This window comes from Streptomyces sp. NPDC001070 (assembly GCF_053598835.1).
In genome coordinates this window covers 7,296-22,207 of record NZ_JBSFLB010000008.1, presented here as the reverse complement: position 1 = coordinate 22,207, position 14,912 = coordinate 7,296, and the positions used below count along the sequence as shown (strand labels likewise).

General features: G+C 74.5%; 15 protein-coding genes. 9 read left to right on the top strand and 6 right to left on the bottom strand.

What is annotated here, in order from left to right; translation table 11 throughout:
- The first annotated feature begins 83 nt into the window (after positions 1 to 83).
- Together htpX and pspAB are read left to right on the top strand one after the other, a co-directional pair.
- On the top strand, positions 84 to 986 hold the full coding sequence (gene htpX / locus ACWDAS_RS12060) for a zinc metalloprotease HtpX (RefSeq protein ID WP_450388887.1): 903 nt from the start codon (positions 84 to 86) through the stop codon (positions 984 to 986).
- A complete protein-coding gene (pspAB, locus tag ACWDAS_RS12055) occupies positions 986 to 1,570 on the top strand; it encodes a PspA-associated protein PspAB (RefSeq protein ID WP_450388885.1) in 585 nt (194 codons plus the stop codon). The genes htpX and pspAB overlap by 1 nt, the downstream gene beginning before the upstream one ends.
- Before the next feature lie 160 nt (positions 1,571 to 1,730).
- On the opposite strand, the gene ACWDAS_RS12050 is transcribed toward pspAB, so the two are convergent.
- Together ACWDAS_RS12050 and ACWDAS_RS12045 are read right to left on the bottom strand one after the other, a co-directional pair.
- Entirely contained in the window at positions 1,731 to 2,975 is a 1,245-nt protein-coding gene (locus tag ACWDAS_RS12050; protein WP_450388883.1) for a phosphodiester glycosidase family protein, read from the bottom strand.
- 163 nt (positions 2,976 to 3,138) lie between these two features.
- A complete protein-coding gene (locus ACWDAS_RS12045) occupies positions 3,139 to 3,552 on the bottom strand; it encodes a PaaI family thioesterase (RefSeq protein WP_450388882.1) in 414 nt (137 codons plus the stop codon).
- Positions 3,553 to 3,691: 139 nt separating this feature from the next.
- Between ACWDAS_RS12045 and ACWDAS_RS12040 the strand changes: the two genes are divergently transcribed.
- Positions 3,692 to 4,015 carry an ArsR/SmtB family transcription factor gene (locus tag ACWDAS_RS12040; RefSeq protein WP_450389225.1) on the top strand — a complete coding sequence of 108 codons (324 nt, stop codon included), beginning with the start codon at positions 3,692 to 3,694 and terminating at the stop codon, positions 4,013 to 4,015.
- Entirely contained in the window at positions 4,012 to 4,884 is an 873-nt protein-coding gene (locus ACWDAS_RS12035; protein WP_450388880.1) for an SRPBCC family protein, read from the top strand. The genes ACWDAS_RS12040 and ACWDAS_RS12035 overlap by 4 nt, the downstream gene beginning before the upstream one ends.
- 198 nt (positions 4,885 to 5,082) lie before the next feature.
- Here the strand turns inward: ACWDAS_RS12035 and ACWDAS_RS12030 are convergent, their stop codons facing one another.
- Positions 5,083 to 5,994: a helix-turn-helix domain-containing protein gene (locus ACWDAS_RS12030; RefSeq protein ID WP_450388878.1), complete on the bottom strand. Its 912-nt coding sequence runs from the start codon at positions 5,992 to 5,994 to the stop codon at positions 5,083 to 5,085.
- 92 nt (positions 5,995 to 6,086) lie between these two features.
- Here ACWDAS_RS12030 and ACWDAS_RS12025 point away from each other — a divergent pair, with 92 nt between their 5' ends.
- From ACWDAS_RS12025 to ACWDAS_RS12015, 3 genes are read left to right on the top strand one after another with little or no spacing between them, the layout of a single operon-like run.
- Positions 6,087 to 6,494: an ATP-binding protein gene (locus ACWDAS_RS12025; protein ID WP_450388877.1), complete on the top strand. Its 408-nt coding sequence runs from the start codon at positions 6,087 to 6,089 to the stop codon at positions 6,492 to 6,494.
- Between the two features lie 9 nt (positions 6,495 to 6,503).
- Positions 6,504 to 7,784 (top strand): VWA domain-containing protein, encoded by a 1,281-nt coding sequence (locus ACWDAS_RS12020; protein WP_450388875.1) that lies wholly within the window; start codon positions 6,504 to 6,506, stop codon positions 7,782 to 7,784.
- Positions 7,784 to 8,680 carry a hypothetical protein gene (locus ACWDAS_RS12015; protein ID WP_450388873.1) on the top strand — a complete coding sequence of 299 codons (897 nt, stop codon included), beginning with the start codon at positions 7,784 to 7,786 and terminating at the stop codon, positions 8,678 to 8,680. The genes ACWDAS_RS12020 and ACWDAS_RS12015 overlap by 1 nt, the downstream gene beginning before the upstream one ends.
- A gap of 61 nt (positions 8,681 to 8,741) precedes the next feature.
- Here the strand turns inward: ACWDAS_RS12015 and ACWDAS_RS12010 are convergent, their stop codons facing one another.
- The 3 genes from ACWDAS_RS12010 to ACWDAS_RS12000 form a co-directional block, all read right to left on the bottom strand.
- Positions 8,742 to 9,173 (bottom strand): ankyrin repeat domain-containing protein, encoded by a 432-nt coding sequence (locus ACWDAS_RS12010; RefSeq protein ID WP_450388871.1) that lies wholly within the window; start codon positions 9,171 to 9,173, stop codon positions 8,742 to 8,744.
- Positions 9,174 to 9,183: 10 nt separating this feature from the next.
- Positions 9,184 to 10,287, bottom strand: a complete 1,104-nt coding sequence (locus ACWDAS_RS12005; protein WP_450388869.1) for a WD40/YVTN/BNR-like repeat-containing protein — start codon at positions 10,285 to 10,287, stop codon at positions 9,184 to 9,186.
- A 331-nt stretch (positions 10,288 to 10,618) separates the two neighbouring features.
- On the bottom strand, positions 10,619 to 11,944 hold the full coding sequence (locus tag ACWDAS_RS12000; protein WP_450388867.1) for a hypothetical protein: 1,326 nt from the start codon (positions 11,942 to 11,944) through the stop codon (positions 10,619 to 10,621).
- Positions 11,945 to 12,229: 285 nt separating this feature from the next.
- On the opposite strand from ACWDAS_RS12000, the gene ACWDAS_RS11995 reads away from it, so the two are divergent.
- Both ACWDAS_RS11995 and ACWDAS_RS11990 read left to right on the top strand, forming a co-directional pair.
- Entirely contained in the window at positions 12,230 to 13,186 is a 957-nt protein-coding gene (locus ACWDAS_RS11995) for a hypothetical protein (protein ID WP_450388865.1), read from the top strand.
- A gap of 57 nt (positions 13,187 to 13,243) precedes the next feature.
- Positions 13,244 to 14,791, top strand: coding sequence for an APC family permease (locus ACWDAS_RS11990; protein ID WP_450389223.1), 1,548 nt, complete (start codon positions 13,244 to 13,246; stop codon positions 14,789 to 14,791).
- Positions 14,792 to 14,912: the final 121 nt, after the last annotated feature.

Genomic DNA, 14,912 nt, shown 5'->3' with positions numbered 1-14,912 from the left:
GCTGCCGTTCGCGCCTTTGCGGAGGCACAATCGACAGCGGAGCACGAAGCCGCGGCCGGCGGCCCGGAGGAACGGGAGGGGCCATGGACAGGACCCGCTTCGCCCCCGACCGGGGGCTGACCACCCGCATGGTGGTCACCATGTTCATGATCGGGCTGCTCTACGTCGTGTTCGTGGGCGTCCTGCTGGCCCTGCTGCGCGGCGCCTGGCCACTGATTCTGATCGTCGCGGGCGGGCTGTTCATCGCCCAGTTCTGGTTCAGCGACCGGATCGCCGCCTTCAGCATGGGCGCCCGCGAGGTCACGCCCGAGCAGGCCCCCGAACTGCACGGCGTCGTCGACCGGATCTGCGCCCTGGCCGACATGCCCAAACCCCGCGTCGCCATCGCCGACAGCGACGTCCCCAACGCCTTCGCCACCGGACGCAACGAGAAGGCGGCCCTGGTGTGCGCCACCACCGGCCTGCTGCGCAGGCTGGAGCCCGAGGAGCTCGAGGGCGTCATCGCCCACGAACTCTCGCACGTCGCGCACCGGGACGTGGCCGTCATGACGATCGCCTCCTTCCTGGGCGTCCTCGCCGGAGTGGTCACCCGCATCGGGCTGTGGGGCGGTCTCGGCCGCAACAGCCGCGACCCCGGCACCGCCATCGTCGTCATCCTCATCCCGCTGGTCAGCGCCCTCGTCTACTGCGTCAGCTTCCTGCTGACCCGGATGCTCTCCCGCTACCGCGAGCTGTCCGCCGACCGCTCGGCCGCACTGCTCACCGGACGGCCCTCCGTGCTGGCCTCGGCGCTGACCAAGGTCACCGGCCAGATGGCCCGTATCCCCACGGAGGACCTGCGCAAGGCCGAGCCGTTCAACGCCTTCTACTTCGTCCCCGCCTTCGCCGGCGGCCAGAGCCTGGCCCAGCTGCTGTCCACGCACCCCACCCTGGAGCAGCGACTGGCGCAGCTCGGCCGGATCTCCGTCGAGCTGGGGCGGCGCTGATGGGTCTCCTGGACGCGCTGCTCGGCCGCAGCAAGCCCGTCAAGCCCGACCTCGACCAGCTGTTCGGGCTCCCGTCGGCGGCCGTGACCCTGGAGGCCGTGGCCGGCTTCCGGCCCACCGGGGTGGGCTCCGTGTGCTTCGCCGCCGTGGAGGGCGGCGCCTTCGCCGAGGTCCAGCAGGACGTGCGGGCGCTCCTCGACATGGACACCGGCGCGGGCGCCGTCCCGGTCGAGTCCGTCCGCGACGCCTACGGCTACACGTGGCTGGTCGTCCGCCGCCCCGCCGGCGACCTGCCGACCCTCGTCGGTGATCTGCACGCGGTCAACTCGGCGCTGGAGAGCCACGGCTTCGGCCCGCAGCTGCTCTGCTCCCTCGTCGCCTTCCGCGACGCCGCGGGGCGCTCCCTGGCGCTGGTCTACCTCTACAAGCGCGGCTCGTTCTACCCGTTCGCACCGCTCCCGGGCGAGAAGCGGGACAACCCCCTCGAACTCCAGACCAAGGCCCTGCTCGGCAACGACCTCCGCCTGGAGGAGGACCTCAGCCGCTGGTTCCCCCTCTGGGGTGCGCCGGGCCTGGGCGGCTGAGTCACGCTCCGGGGCGGACCGATCGTGCGGATGCGCGGGTTCCGCGTCCGTGTTCTCGGTGGCGGCCGGCGTCTTCACGGCCTGCGACGACGTGCTGCGGAACGCCGGACCCGTCGGGATCCGGCCGCGGGCGGTGCGTCCGCGGACCGCGCCGGGGCCGTCAGCCGCCGGCGGTGAAGACGCCGATGCCGTTGGCGACGAGGCGTTCCGTGCCGCCCGCGGGGTGGTTGCGGACCTTGACGCGGGGCGCGCCGGGGGCGCGGGTGACGAGGGTGGAGGAGCCGCCGCCGTCGAGGTTGACGGCCGCGTCGGCACCGATCCCGGACATCAGCGAGGCCAGCTCGCGGACCGTGAGCCCGGCACCGGACTCGGCCCTGCCGTCCAGCGCCATCAGGTACAGCGTGTGCCCGCCGTCGCCGAAGCCCGCGGAGGTGCGGGTCGCCGCGACGCCGTTCTCCAGCCCGGCCAGCGGGAAGCCGTCGCGCAGGATCGGGTAGCCCCCGACCGCGAAGCGGTACCTGCCGCCGTACGCGGCGGCGACCAGTCGCTGCCGCACGTCCACCGGGTCGCCGGGGTCGAGCAGGCGCAGTGCCTCCGCGCCCGCCTCCCGGCCGACGAGCACGACCGTGCCGGACGGGATCGCGCCCCGCCCGGGCCGTTCGCTCGTCCGTACGACCCGGCCCTGGCGCACGGTCACCTCATAGGTGTCGCCGCTGCACGGCGCCGCCCGCTTGGTGTCGTTGCCGCACGCCGCGCGGAGCCGGGAGGCGCTGCCCCAGTCCGAGGTGTACGCCCCCACGCTGCCCACCGGGAGCGCGTACTGGTTCAGCCCGCGCAGCGGCAGCGTGCCCTCGTCGAGGGTGACCGAGCCCGACAGCCGGAGCCGGTCCAGCCGGGCGACGTGGTCGGAGCCGATGGCGAGGACGTCCTCGGTGGACGTCCCCGGCGGCAGCCTGGGGCCGAAGCGCTGGCCCTCGGGCACCGCCGACTTCAACGCCCGCCCCGCGGCGATCGCCGGGCCGACCGGGGCGCTGGTCGCGGGCACGCCGGGGTGCTGGAGCTCGCTCATGTTGAAGAAGTCGGCGTTGATGCCGCCCACCGCGCGGGAGGCGTCGGCGAGCCCCGAGACCGTGCCGCGCCCGGCGACGACCCCGGGGTGCAGCAGGTCCACCCGGACGCCCGGCGTGCGCAGGTTCACCGTCAGCAGGTGGCCGCGGGCGGTGCCGTGGGCTCCCCGGTAGGTGAACGTCCGGTAGTCGACGCCGGACGCGAGCCTGGTGCTCGCGCCGTAGCGCAGCCCGTCCCCGGCGACCGCCGCGGCCGCCCCGCTCGCGCCGCCGAGCAGCGCGCTCCACGCCAGTACCACCGAGATCGCCAGGCGCACCGGGCGGGGTCGTCGAGTCACCGTCACTCCAGCCGAAATCCGATTACCTGACGGGAGCTCAATAGTTGCCCGGGCGTCTCGGGTTGTCGCACCACCACGCCGCGCACAATGGAGAAGGTGACTCGATACGGGAAAAAATCGGTGAAAGGCGGTTCATCGGCGGTGTGTGCGGCCGCCGGGGCCCTCAGCCGGGGAAGGCGTAGACCGTGGTGGCGTGGGCCGCGGGCTCCCCGTCGCCCTCGGGGGTGAGTTCGATGTCGATGAACCCCAGTCGCCGCCCGAGCTTGGTGACGCGCGCGGTGACCAGTACGTCGGTGCCGAGGACCGCCCGCTGGAAGGTCGAGGACTGCTGGACGGTCGTCATCGGCCCGTAGCCGCCGCGCGCCGCGGACACCGCGATCACGGTCGCCGTGTCGGCGGCGGCCATCAGCGCCTGGCCCGACATCGCGCCGCCCTCCCGGGCCAGGCGGTCCGACCACGGCAGCCGCAGAACGGCGTGCCGCTCGCCGGTCTCCTCCACGCAGAGTCCCAGATCCAGCACCCAGGGCGCGAAATTGTCGGCCAGGATCTTGTCCGCCTCGGCGGTGGTGATCGTCACGCCGCACAGTCTGACGCACCGTCCGGACACGCACCAGGGCGCGCGAAGAGGCGTACGCCGGGGCGCGCGGCGGGGTGAGGCGGGCACCGGCCCCAACATGCCGTTGCGGGTATATAGCCTCAGGAGTATGTTGGAAGACGTGTCCATACCCTTCGACGTGCTGGCCGAGCCGACGCGGCGGCGGATCCTCGATCTGCTGCTGGAGCGCCCCCGCCTCGTCGGAGAGCTCACCGAGCACCTCGGCCTGAGCCAACCCGGTACGTCCAAGCACCTGCGGGTGCTGCGCGAGGCGGGCCTGGTCCAGGTCCGAGCCGAGGCGCAGCGGCGCTGGTACGAACTGAGCCCCGAGCCCCTGCGCGAGGTCGACGCGTGGCTCGCGCCGTACCGCAGGCTGTGGGGCGCCGGCCTCGACGCGCTGGAACGGCATCTGGACGCCATGCCCGACGAGATGGAGGAGCCATGACCACGGACACCGGCGAGACGCTGACCACCGCGGACGGCCGGACCGCGCTGCGGATGGAACGGCGGCTCGCGCACCCGCCGGAGAAGGTTTGGCGGGCCCTGACCGAGCCCGGACACCTCTCGAAGTGGTTCCCCTCCGACGTGGAGATGGAGCCGCGGCTGGGCGGCAAGGTCCGGTTCCTGTTCCGGCACGGGGAGGGCGGGTCCATGGACGGCGAGGTCACCGAGTGGGACCCGCCGCACGTCGTCGCCTACACCTGGGGCGAGGACCTGCTGCGCTGGGAGCTGGAGCCGGAGTCCCTGGGCTCCGTGCTGACCCTGACGCACACCTTCGCCGACCGCCCCGGCGCCGCCAGCTTCGCCGCCGGCTGGGACGCCTGCGTCGCCGGTATCGACCCCGAGCTGGCGGGCGAGCCCGTCCCGCCGCCGGGCGACATGAACGCGGCCCACGAGCGGTACGTCAAGGAGTTCGGCCTCGACCAGGGCGCCGCGGAGGTGTTGCCCGTCGGCTGGAAGGTCCGCTTCGAGCGGCAGCTGACGCAGCCCGCAGCCACGGTGTGGAAGACCCTGCTCGTCGGGGTCGCCGCGCCCGAGGTCGGCGGACCGGTGCCGCACGGCTTCCTGGTGGGCGACTTCGCCGCGGGACCGGTGAGCGAACTGCGGCCCAACCAGCTGCTCGCCTACCCGTGGGACCTCAACGGACGGCACGAGGGGACGGTGCGCTGGGAACTGACCGAGGGCACCGGGCACGGCGCCCGGCTGATCCTCACCCAGACCGGTATCCCGGAGGTCCCCGCCGACCGGGCGCTGGACGTCTGGCGGGACCACGTCGAGAGCCTCGCGGCCAAGCTGGCCGCCATGCCCCGCTGAAGGCGCGGTCGCGCAGCCGCCGGCGGCCGGCCGTACGGGGTGGCGGCCTCCGCGGCCGCGCGGGCAGGCGTTTCCCGATCGCCGGCGGGCACACACCGTCGCCACCGCGCCGTGGGCCGCCGGCGGGCGGGCCCGCTCCGACGTCCGCCGGAGCACCGGCCCGGTCACCCCGCTGACCTGCGCCGTCCACCCGGGGCCTCACAGCCGGCCCCGTGCCTCCTCCAGGAACTCCCGGGTGGGCCCCGCGGGCAGGGCCTGCGCGCTCATCCGGTCCAGGGCCTCGCGGAACTGCGACACGTCATCGCGGTCGTCGAGGTAGACGGCGCCGATCAGGCTCTCCGCGTAGGCGATGTCCGGCAGCTCCGGCAGCGGGAAGCGGAAGATGTGGAACGGCCCGTACATCGCCGGATGCGGTCCCGAGGCGAAGGGCATGACCTGCAGCCGTACCTGGGGCATGTCGCAGGCCTCGATCAGGCGGTCGATCTGGCGGCGCATCACCTCGGGACCGCCGATGGGGCGGCGCAGTACCGTCTCGTCCATCACGACCCACAGCAGCGGCGGGCTCTCGCGGGTGAGCAGCGCCTGCCGCTCCATGCGCAGCGCGACCCCGCGCTCGACCTCCTCCTGCGTGGCGTGCGGGCGGCCCGCGCGCAGCACGGCCTCCGCGTACTGCGGGGTCTGCAGCAGCCCCGGGACGTAGTGCGGCTCGTACGCGCGGATCAGCTCCGCCGCGCCCTCCAGGCTGACGAAGGCGCTGAACCACTCTGGGAGCACGTCGCGGAAGCGGTGCCACCAGCCCGGGCGGTTGGCCTCGCGGGCCAAGTCCAGGAAGTCGGCGATCTCGGTGGGCTCGGTGACCCCGTAGGTGAGGAGCAGCTTCTCCACGTAGGGGATGCGGAGGCCGACCTCGGCCTTCTCGATGCGGCGGACGGTGGCGTGGGTGACGTCGAGGGCGTGGGCCGCCTGCTCATAGGAGAACCCGGCCCTCTCCCGGAGATCCTGGAGGCGTTTGCCGAGTACCACCCGCAGCACGGTGGGAGCGCTTGCCGCCCGCGCTTCAGTCACGGTCCATCTCCTCCAACACCGCTGATCCCGGGCGTAGTTTGTCATGACGTCAGGGCGTGGCAAAGTATGTCGCCGGCGCTTTGCACATTGCAGATCGCGCCTTGCCAGGTGTTCCGGGCGACGCGCATCGCAACGGAGTGGCATCCTCCCACGACGCGTTCCTGCTGATCGCGCAGGGCGCCGCGGTCGCCGACGCGCGGCGGCGCATCGGGGCGCGACTTTGTGAATGGGGGATCGCCGAGGAGGTCCGCGACGACGCCGCGCCGGTGGTGACCGAGCTGTTCACCAACGCCCCGCGGTACTCGGACAGCGAGAAGATCGCCTGCTCGCTCCGGGTCGACAGTGGTCGCGTCCATGTGGAGGTGGCCGAGCAGGGGCCGGGGCTGATGGTCCATCAGGCGCGGGTGGCGGGCCCCAACGAGGAGGGCGGCCGCGGCCTTCTGCTGGTCAGAGCGATCTCCCGGGCCTGGGGCGTGGTCCGCTCCGAGGACGGCAGGGGAACAGTGGTCTGGGCCGAGTTGGGGGCGGCGGCGGATCTTCCATAGGATCCGCCAATGATCATAAGCAAACGGCTGGCGGCGGGGCTGTGCGGCCTCGCGGCCACGCTCGCCACCGCGCTCTTCCCGGCCGCGGCGCCGGCAGCCGCGGACGACGGGCCCGAGACCGCGCGCGAGGCCCCGAAGGTCGAGCTCGTCCTGGACGTCAGCGGCTCGATGCGGGCCAACGACATCGACGGCAGGTCCCGCATGTCGGCGGCCAAGCAGGCCTTCAACGAGGTGATCGACGCCGTACCGGACGAGGTCCGGCTCGGCATACGCACCCTCGGCGCCAACTACCCCGGCAAGGACAAGGCGGTCGGCTGCAAGGACACCGAGGCCCTCTACCCGGTCGGCACCGTCGACCGCACGGAGGCCAAGACCGCGGTCGCCACCCTCGCCCCCACCGGATGGACGCCGATCGGCCCGGCCCTGCAGGCCGCGGGCAAGGACCTCGCGGGCGGTGACGGCACCCGCCGCATCGTCCTGATCACCGACGGCGAGGACACCTGCCAGCCGCTCGATCCCTGCGAGGTCGCCCGCGAACTCGCCGCCGAGGGCACCCACCTGGTCGTCGACACCCTCGGCCTGGTGCCCGACACCAAGATCCGCCGGCAGCTCAGCTGCATCGCCGAGGCCACCGGCGGCACCTACACCGCCGTCGACCACGCCAACCAGCTCTCCGACCGCATCAAGCAACTCGTCGACCGCTCCGCCGACAACGTGGTCGTGACCCCCACCGCCACCGAGGGTGCCGCCCACTGCGCCGACGCCCCGCTGCTCGGCGCCGGGATCTACACCGACCGCGAGGAGTTCGCCGAGCACCGCTGGTACCGGGTGAGCGTCACCGACGGCCAGGAGCTGCGCGCCTCCGTCAGCGTCGGCGCCGACCGCGCCGTCAACCTCGACTACGGCGTGCTCGTACGGGCCGTCACCAGCGGCGGCCGCGAACTCGTCCGCGGCTCCGACGCGGGCAGCGGACGCACCGACGTCCTCTCCGCCGGCCTGCGCTACGCCTGGCCCGAGCGCGACGACGCCGACGCCGCGACCGCCCGTACCGTGTGCATCGAGGTCAGCAACTCCTTCTCCGCCCCGGACGCCGTGAAGCGCACCCCGGGCCTGCCCCTCGAACTCAGCGTCGACCTGGTCTCCTCGCCCGACGAGCCGTCCGATGTCGCCTCCTTCGGCCTGGGCCGCGGCTGGTGGCTGCTGGCCCTGCTGGTCGTCACCGGCCTGATCGCCGGTGTGCTGTGGGGCTGGATCTCGCGCTGGCGCGTCGCCGTCTGGAGGACCAACTGATGCGTACCACTCGAAGGACGCGCAAGGCGGCCGCCGTACTGCTCGGCGGCGCGGCCCTGTTCGCCGCGGGCGCGGGCACCGCAGCCGCCGACGACGCCACGCCCAGTGCGAGCGCGAGCGCCACGGGGACCACGGAGGAGACGGTCCAGCCCGGCACCGGCTTCCGCACCGCGGGGAACCTCCGGCCGGGCGTGCGGACCGTGCCGGCCGACGCCTCCACCGGCGACTACCTGTACTGGGTGTTCCCCGCCGCGGCGGGCGAGGTCCCCACCGTCTCCGCCACCGTCACCCTGCCCGAGGCCGGGACCCGGCACGGTGCCCAGACCTGGCAGCTCGACGTCTACGACGGCCTGCGCCGCCGGCAGGCATGCGCCTCGGGCAAGCCGACCAGGACGGCGTCCGCCGAGGACACCCAGGTGGAGCTGAGCTGCCGGCTCCGCACCGTCCGCGCGTGGTCCGAGGCATGGGCCAACGACCCGCTCCCGGGCGCGTACTACATCCGGCTGACCGTGGTCCGGCTCCCGGACCAGGACCTCGGCCTGCCGGTGCAGGCGCAGGTCGGCACCACCTCGACGGACGCGGGCGGCTCCAAGGCCGTCGACGGCGAACTCGCCGCCCCGCTCACCCCCGTCGCCAAGGCCGGCGCCACCCTCGACCCGAACGCCGTGCCGTCCGCCACCGCCACGGAGGGGTCCGACGACGCGACGGACGACGAGGCAGGCGCGAGCCCCTCGCCGGTGCCCGCCGGTCTCGCCCAGCCCGAGGACGGCTGGGGCGGCGGCTGGTGGTCCGACCGCTGGATCTGGACCGCCGCCGGGGGCGTGCTGGGCGCGCTCGCGGGCGTGGCCGGTTACAGCCTGACCCGGGGGCGGGGACGCGGCCGCCCGGTCGCGTAGCCTCAGGGTTCGGTGACGCGCCGGTACGTGACCCGTGGAGCGGGTTCCGTACCGGCGCGTCTCACTGCGGGGCCGGGTCCGGCCGCGCACCCGCGGCGCGCAGCACCGCGGCCGTCTCCGGATGCGGGCCGCGCGCGGCCCATTCGAGCGGGGTGTACCCGGTGCCGTGGTCCTCGCGCAGCCCGGGGTCGGCCCCGTGGGCCAGGAGCTGACGTACGGTCTCGACATCGCCCCAGCAGGCGGCCGCGCACAGCGGCGTGCCCTCGTCGCCGTGGCCGCTCTCGGTGTCCGGCCGCGCCCCCGCCGCCAGCAGCAGGGCCGCGACGCTCACCGCGCCGTTGACCGACGCGGCGTACAGCGGTGTCGTGCCGCCCGGGTCGGGGAGCTCCGGGGAGGCACCGCGCCCCAGCAGTTCTCCGGCGGCCGGCAGGTCGCCGAACGCCGCCGCGATGACGAGGGCCCGGCTCAGCTTCTTCTGCCGTCTGCGGTTCACGGGACGCAGGTTACGAGCCCGAGGCCCCCGCGGCGAAGCCGATTCCCAGGCGGGCGACGCGGCCCTGCTCCCCGGCGGCCCAGCAGCCGAGGTCCGGGGCGCAGTCGACGGTGTCGTACGACCCGCTGTCGAAGGCCCGCCACGTCCTGCCGCCGTCCAGGGTCAGGTTGCTGCCGGTCGGACCCACCGCGATCGCCGCGCGCGAGGAGTACGGCAGCCAGGTCACTCCCGAACGGTAGGCGGCCGGCGGACGCCCGGAGCCGGTCCAGGTCGCGCCGCCGTCGCGGGACACCGCGGCGGCGTCGGGGGAGGCCTGGTCCGGGCGGTAGTCCCCGCCCACGGCGATGCCGTGCCGGGGGTCGCGGAAGGCCAGCGCGAACACCCCCTTGGCGGGATCGCCCGCGGGCAGCGTGGACGTCGCCACGGTCCAGGTCAGCCCGCGGTCGCGGGAGTGCAGGACGCGGGCCGCCGCCGCCCCGCCCGTCGCCAGCCACACGTCCCGTGGTCCCCGGCTCACCAGGCACTGCCCGCTCGCCGCGAAGGACGCCTCGCCCGCGAGCGCGGGCGGCATGCCGCCGGAGGGCAGCACGTGCCAACTGCGGCCGCCGTCGCCGGTGGACAGGATCCGGTACCTGCCGTCGACCGGGTCGCTGACGGCGAGGCCGTTGCGGTCGTCGAAGAAGGTGACGCAGTCGTAGAAGGCCCGGGGGTCGGTGTTGCGGAAGGTCTCCGTCCAGGTCGCGCCGCCGTCCTGGGTGCGGAAGACGCGGGAAGCCTCGCCCTCGCCGATCGCCAGCACCACCGCGCGTCGCGCGTCGAACGCCTCGATGTCGCGGAACTGCAGGTCGGCCGCGCCGGGCGGTGACACGTCCGCCCAGTGGCGCCCGCCGTCCACGGTGCGGAGCACCGTGCCCGCGGAACCGGCCACCCAGGCCGTGTTCCTGCTCACCGCCGCCAGCCCGCGGAACCGGGCCGTGCTGCCGGTCTCCTTCAGCTCCCAGCGCGGGCCGGGCCGTTCACCCGCCGCGCGCGCCGGCGCCGCCGTCAGCGCGGCGACCGCCGCCCCGCACAGCACGGCCGTCCACACCCGTCTCATCGTCCCCATCGGCGTCATGGCGCGGCAACCTAGCCCACGGCACGGCCCCGCACCAGACCGCCTCCGGCGCACCGCGCCGCTCCTGGCGCGCGGCGGCCTCTGAGGCGCGCGGCGCCCCGGTCCGGCGGCGGCAGCGACCGTCGTGCCGGGCGGGCGGCCCCGGCGAGGCCGGCCCGTGCGCCCGAACTGCCCCTCGTCGGGGGGTCTTCCGGGAGCTCGTCGACCGTTGCCACCCACGGCGCCCCGGGGCGCCAACTGCGGCCGCCGGGTGCCCGGTCCGCGCGGCCATCGGCGGCGCGAGCGGACGGCGGGCCGCTGACCGCGTTGACGATCCGGCGCGGCCGGATCGTCAACGGGACGGCGGCAGCGTTGTCCTGGCCTGCTCGACGGCGATCGCGACCCGGGGCGACCCGCAGTCGCGGGCGAGGTCGACGGCGGCCTCGGTCAGGGCGCGGGCCGCGTCGAGGTCGCCGGTACGGGCCCGGGCGAGGGCGGCGCGGGCGGTGTAGAGGGTACGGTCGCGCCGGTAGAGGGGGTCCTGCATCGCGAGTGCCTTCTCCAGCAGCGGGGCCGACTCCTCCGCACGGCCGAGGTCCAGCAGCGCGATCCCGCTCTGCGCGCACAGTTCCGCCTCGTCGAACCAGTAGATCCACGACGGGTCGTCGTCGCCGGGCGCGGTGTCCAGCAGCCGCCCCGCCTCCTCCAGGGCCCGCCGGCACGCCGTGTCCTCGCCGAGCCCGGCGTGCGCCCGGGCCCGGCGGGTGGCGAGCATGGCCCGGGTGCGGGAGGTGGTGCCGGCCGCCGCCGACTCCGCGGCGCGGGCGGCGGCGAGGGCGTCGTCGTGCCGGCCCCCGAACACCGCCTGCAGGCTCAGCCCGGCCCACAGATTGGCCGTCTGCGGGTGGTCCTCCGCGCTGTGCGCCAGCCGCAGCCCGGTGAGGTAGTGCCGCTGGGCCGCCCCGTGCCGCCCGCAGTCCGTGGCCGCCCAGCCACCCAGTTGGGCGAGCCCGGCGGCGACCCGCAGCAGCCGGGCGTCGAGCCCGCCCCGGTAGGGCCCCCGGCGCAACAGGTCCAGGGCGATCCGCAGATCGGCCTCGACCCGGTGCCGTACGGCCGCGCCGCCGAGCCGGTCGTCCAGCCTGCGCAGACCGAGCACGCCGCGCTCCAGCCAGGCGGCGGTCTCCTCGTCGGCGGCCGATCCGCTCCGGCCGGCCGCGGCTTCGGCCGGAGGTGTCCCGTTCCCCGGACCGTCCGCCACCGCGGCCCAGTCGGCGACGGCGTCCCGGAACTCCGGTCCCTCCAGCACGGGGAGGCCCCGGGGGTCGCGGCCGCCGCCGTCCAGCAGGGCGTCCAGCGCGTCGAGACCACCCGCCCGCGTCCACGGCAGCCCGTCGGGGATGCCGTCGAACGACGGTAACCAGCCGGGCCACGGGCGGGCGTCGACCTCCCGCAGCGGCACGCCCAGCGCCCGGGCCAGGGCGCGCTGGCTGTCCCTCTCGGGCACCACACCCCAGTGCTCCCAGCGCCACACCTTCTCCCGCCGGGCCGCCATCGGCACGCCGAGAGCGCGGGCGTTGTCGGCGACGACCCGGGCGAGGTCCTGGTAGCTCCAGCCGTGGCTGCGCCTGACGGACGCCAGGGGATGGGACGGGGCCGGCGCGGTGTCGTCCGCCACGGCATTGCTCCTTCGTCTGATACTCGTACGTTCGAATACCAGGCCCGGACGGCGCCGCGCAGGCGATCGCGGCGATCCGTCCCGATCCGTGTCCCGGCGACCGCTCAGCGGCACCCCGGCGACACTCGGACGCGTGTGCGGGACTACATCGAGACAACAGGCCCGGACTTGAAGTGGACCTGTTCATACCGGTTGGCTTTGTGTGATCAACTGATCACCGGACGCCGAACGGGAAGCCCCGACCCGGGCCGGACATCACGTGCGCGCCGTGGAGGCACCCCGAGGATGACTCCTCCACCCCCGTTCGGTTTCTCCCGTTCGCGGGACGACCTGAGGTTCGACCCTGCCCTGGACGACGAGCCGCTGGCCGGTGCCCGCGCCGCGCTCGCGCAGGGACGCTGGACCGCCGCCCGCAGCCTGCTCGCCGAGACCGGCGACGACTGGGACCGCCGCGGCCACCGCCTGGTCGTCCTAGGCGAGGGCGGCGCCAGCGCCACCTGGGCACGCGAATGGCAGATCGCCGAACCCGACAGCCCCGACGCCGCCGCCCTATTGGCCTGTGCCACGGTCTTTCGCGCCGTCGCCGGCAAGGAGAAGCCCGAACGGGCCCGCGAGGCCTGTCTGGCCGCCGCCGCGCTCACCCCGGCCGATCCCACCCCGTGGCTCTGCCTGCTGATCCTCGCCCGCCACACCGGCACCGACGACGAGCAGATGCGCGCCTTCGACCAGGTCCGCGGCCGGCACCGCGGCCACCACCACGGCCACCACCTGATGGCCGCCTGCCTCGCCGAACGCCCCCAGGCGGCGTCCGAGAGCGGCCCCTTCCACGAGGTGTACGAATTCGCCGACTGGGCCGCGAGCGACGCGCCCACCGGGTCTCCGCTGGCCGTCCTGCCCGTGGTGGCCCACGCCGAGCTGTACCGCGTCCTCGCCACCGCCGGGGCCCTGCCCGCCGACCCGGTGGCCTCCGGGCACTGGCGCGGCTGGCGGGCCAAGCAGGCCCTCAAGCGCGGCTTCGACTGGTGGCTGGAGTGGGAGGGCGCCGAGCACCCGCGGCTCCACCTCGACCTCAACTTCCTCGTCCACGCCCTGTTCCTGCAGGGCCGTACCGCCGAGGCCGCGGCCCTGTTCAACCGGATCGGCGGACACGCCACCCGCATCCCGTGGGCCTATCCGGACCGCGACCCCAAGAAGGCCTTCCGCGCCGCGCGGGAGGCCGTGCTCGGCCCCGGCTCCCCGTAGGGCCCGCACCGCATGACGCACCAGCACACCCCCAACCCCTCCCAGGAAGGAACCGCCATGCTGACGGGCAACACCGCGATCAGCACATTCAAGGGCGAGGAGAGAGCCCTGCGGGCCGACCGCCTCGGCATGCCCGGCCTGCTCCTGTCCGTGGTCGCCGCCAGCGCGCCGCTGATGGTGGTCGCGGGCGTCATGCCCACCACATACGGCGTCATGGGCATCGTCGGGCAGCCGCTGCTGTTCGTGATCCTCGGCGTCGTGCTCATCCTCTTCAGCGTCGGATACGCCGAGATGAGCCGCCACGTCCACAACGCGGGCGCCTTCTACGCCTACATCGCGCGCGGACTCGGCGGTACCGCCGGCGCCGGGGCGTCGCTCGTCGCGCTGGTGTCGTACAGCGCCATGCAGTTCGCCGTCTTCGGCCTGTTCGGCTTCGAGATCTCCGGGCTGTTCGCGACCTACCTCGACACCACGATCGCCTGGTGGATCCCCGCCGTCGCCGGTGTGCTCCTCGTCGGCGCGCTCGGCTGGCTCAAGATCGACCTCAACGCCAAGGTCCTCGGCGTCCTGCTGCTGATCGAGGTCGCCCTCGTCGTCATCTTCGACGTCGCCGCCGTCGGCAGCCCCTCCAAGGAGGGCCTGTCGCTGCACGCCTTCGACCCGAGCACGCTCAGCGGCGCGGGGCTGGGCACCGCCCTGTGCTTCTGCATCGCCAGCTTCGTCGGCTTCGAGCAGTCGCCCGTCTACGCCGAGGAGACCAGCCGCCCGCAGGTCGTGGTCGCCCGGGTGACCTTCCTCGCCGTCACCTTCGTCGCCGTCTTCTTCGCCATCAGCTCCTGGGCGCTGAGCGTCGCGACGGGCCCGTCCCAGATCGTGGAGGAGTCCCAGAAGCAGGGTCCCGGACTGCTCTTCGGCCTCAGCGAGTCGATCATCGGTGCCGCGTTCACCGACGTCCTGCACGTCCTGTACGTGACCGGCATGTTCGCCTGTCTGCTCAGCTTCCACAACGTCGTCGCCCGCTACGCCTTCGCCATGGGCCGCGAGGGCCTGCTGCCCTCCGCCTTCGGCCGCACCAACCCCACCAGCGGCGCCCCCGCCTACGGCTCGCTGCTGCAGACGGTCGTGTCCCTCGCCTTCGTGGTCGCCTTCGCCGTCACCGACAGCAGCGCGGCCGTCGACCACGACCCGACCGCGCCCGTCCTCAAGCTCTTCACCTGGTTCGGCAACGTCGGCGCCCTGGGCGTCATCGTGCTGCTGGCGACCGCCTCCTTCGCCGTCATCGGCTACTTCGTACGGCGCGGGGCCCTGCGCACCCAGGCGCCGCGGATCGCCGCCTCCGCGCTCGCGGGCATCGCGCTGGTCGTCATCGCCGTCTACGCCGTCAGGGACTTCGACGTCCTGGTCGCCGGCGACGGATCCGCCGTCTCCTGGATCCTGCCCAGCATCATCGGCGCCGCCGTCGTCGGCGGCCTGGCGTACGGCGCCATCCTGCGCGCCACGCGTCCCGAGGTGCACGCCCGCATCGGTCTGGGCAACGAGGCCTTCCGGATCGAGCAGGCCCGGGAGACCGCGGCGGGCGCCGACGCGGAGACCCCCGCCTCCTGACCCCGCCCGGCCCGCCGCTCCCCTGGCCAGGGGAGCGGCCGGCCGCGGGCAAGTCCGCCGGGCCCCCCACCCCCCAACGACAAACTGCCCAAAAAGGGTGGCCCCAGTGCAGCCGGGGGCA

Coding starts and splice junctions, on each gene's coding strand:
- htpX (WP_450388887.1), top strand. CDS start 84: ATGGACAGGACCCGCTTCGCCCCCGACCGGGGGCTGACCACCCGCATG.
- pspAB (WP_450388885.1), top strand. CDS start 986: ATGGGTCTCCTGGACGCGCTGCTCGGCCGCAGCAAGCCCGTCAAGCCC.
- ACWDAS_RS12035 (WP_450388880.1), top strand. CDS start 4,012: ATGACCACGGACACCGGCGAGACGCTGACCACCGCGGACGGCCGGACC.
- ACWDAS_RS12030 (WP_450388878.1), bottom strand. CDS start 5,994: ATGACAAACTACGCCCGGGATCAGCGGTGTTGGAGGAGATGGACCGTG.
- ACWDAS_RS12020 (WP_450388875.1), top strand. CDS start 6,504: ATGATCATAAGCAAACGGCTGGCGGCGGGGCTGTGCGGCCTCGCGGCC.
- ACWDAS_RS12015 (WP_450388873.1), top strand. CDS start 7,784: ATGCGTACCACTCGAAGGACGCGCAAGGCGGCCGCCGTACTGCTCGGC.
- ACWDAS_RS12005 (WP_450388869.1), bottom strand. CDS start 10,287: ATGACGCCGATGGGGACGATGAGACGGGTGTGGACGGCCGTGCTGTGC.
- ACWDAS_RS11995 (WP_450388865.1), top strand. CDS start 12,230: ATGACTCCTCCACCCCCGTTCGGTTTCTCCCGTTCGCGGGACGACCTG.
- ACWDAS_RS11990 (WP_450389223.1), top strand. CDS start 13,244: ATGCTGACGGGCAACACCGCGATCAGCACATTCAAGGGCGAGGAGAGA.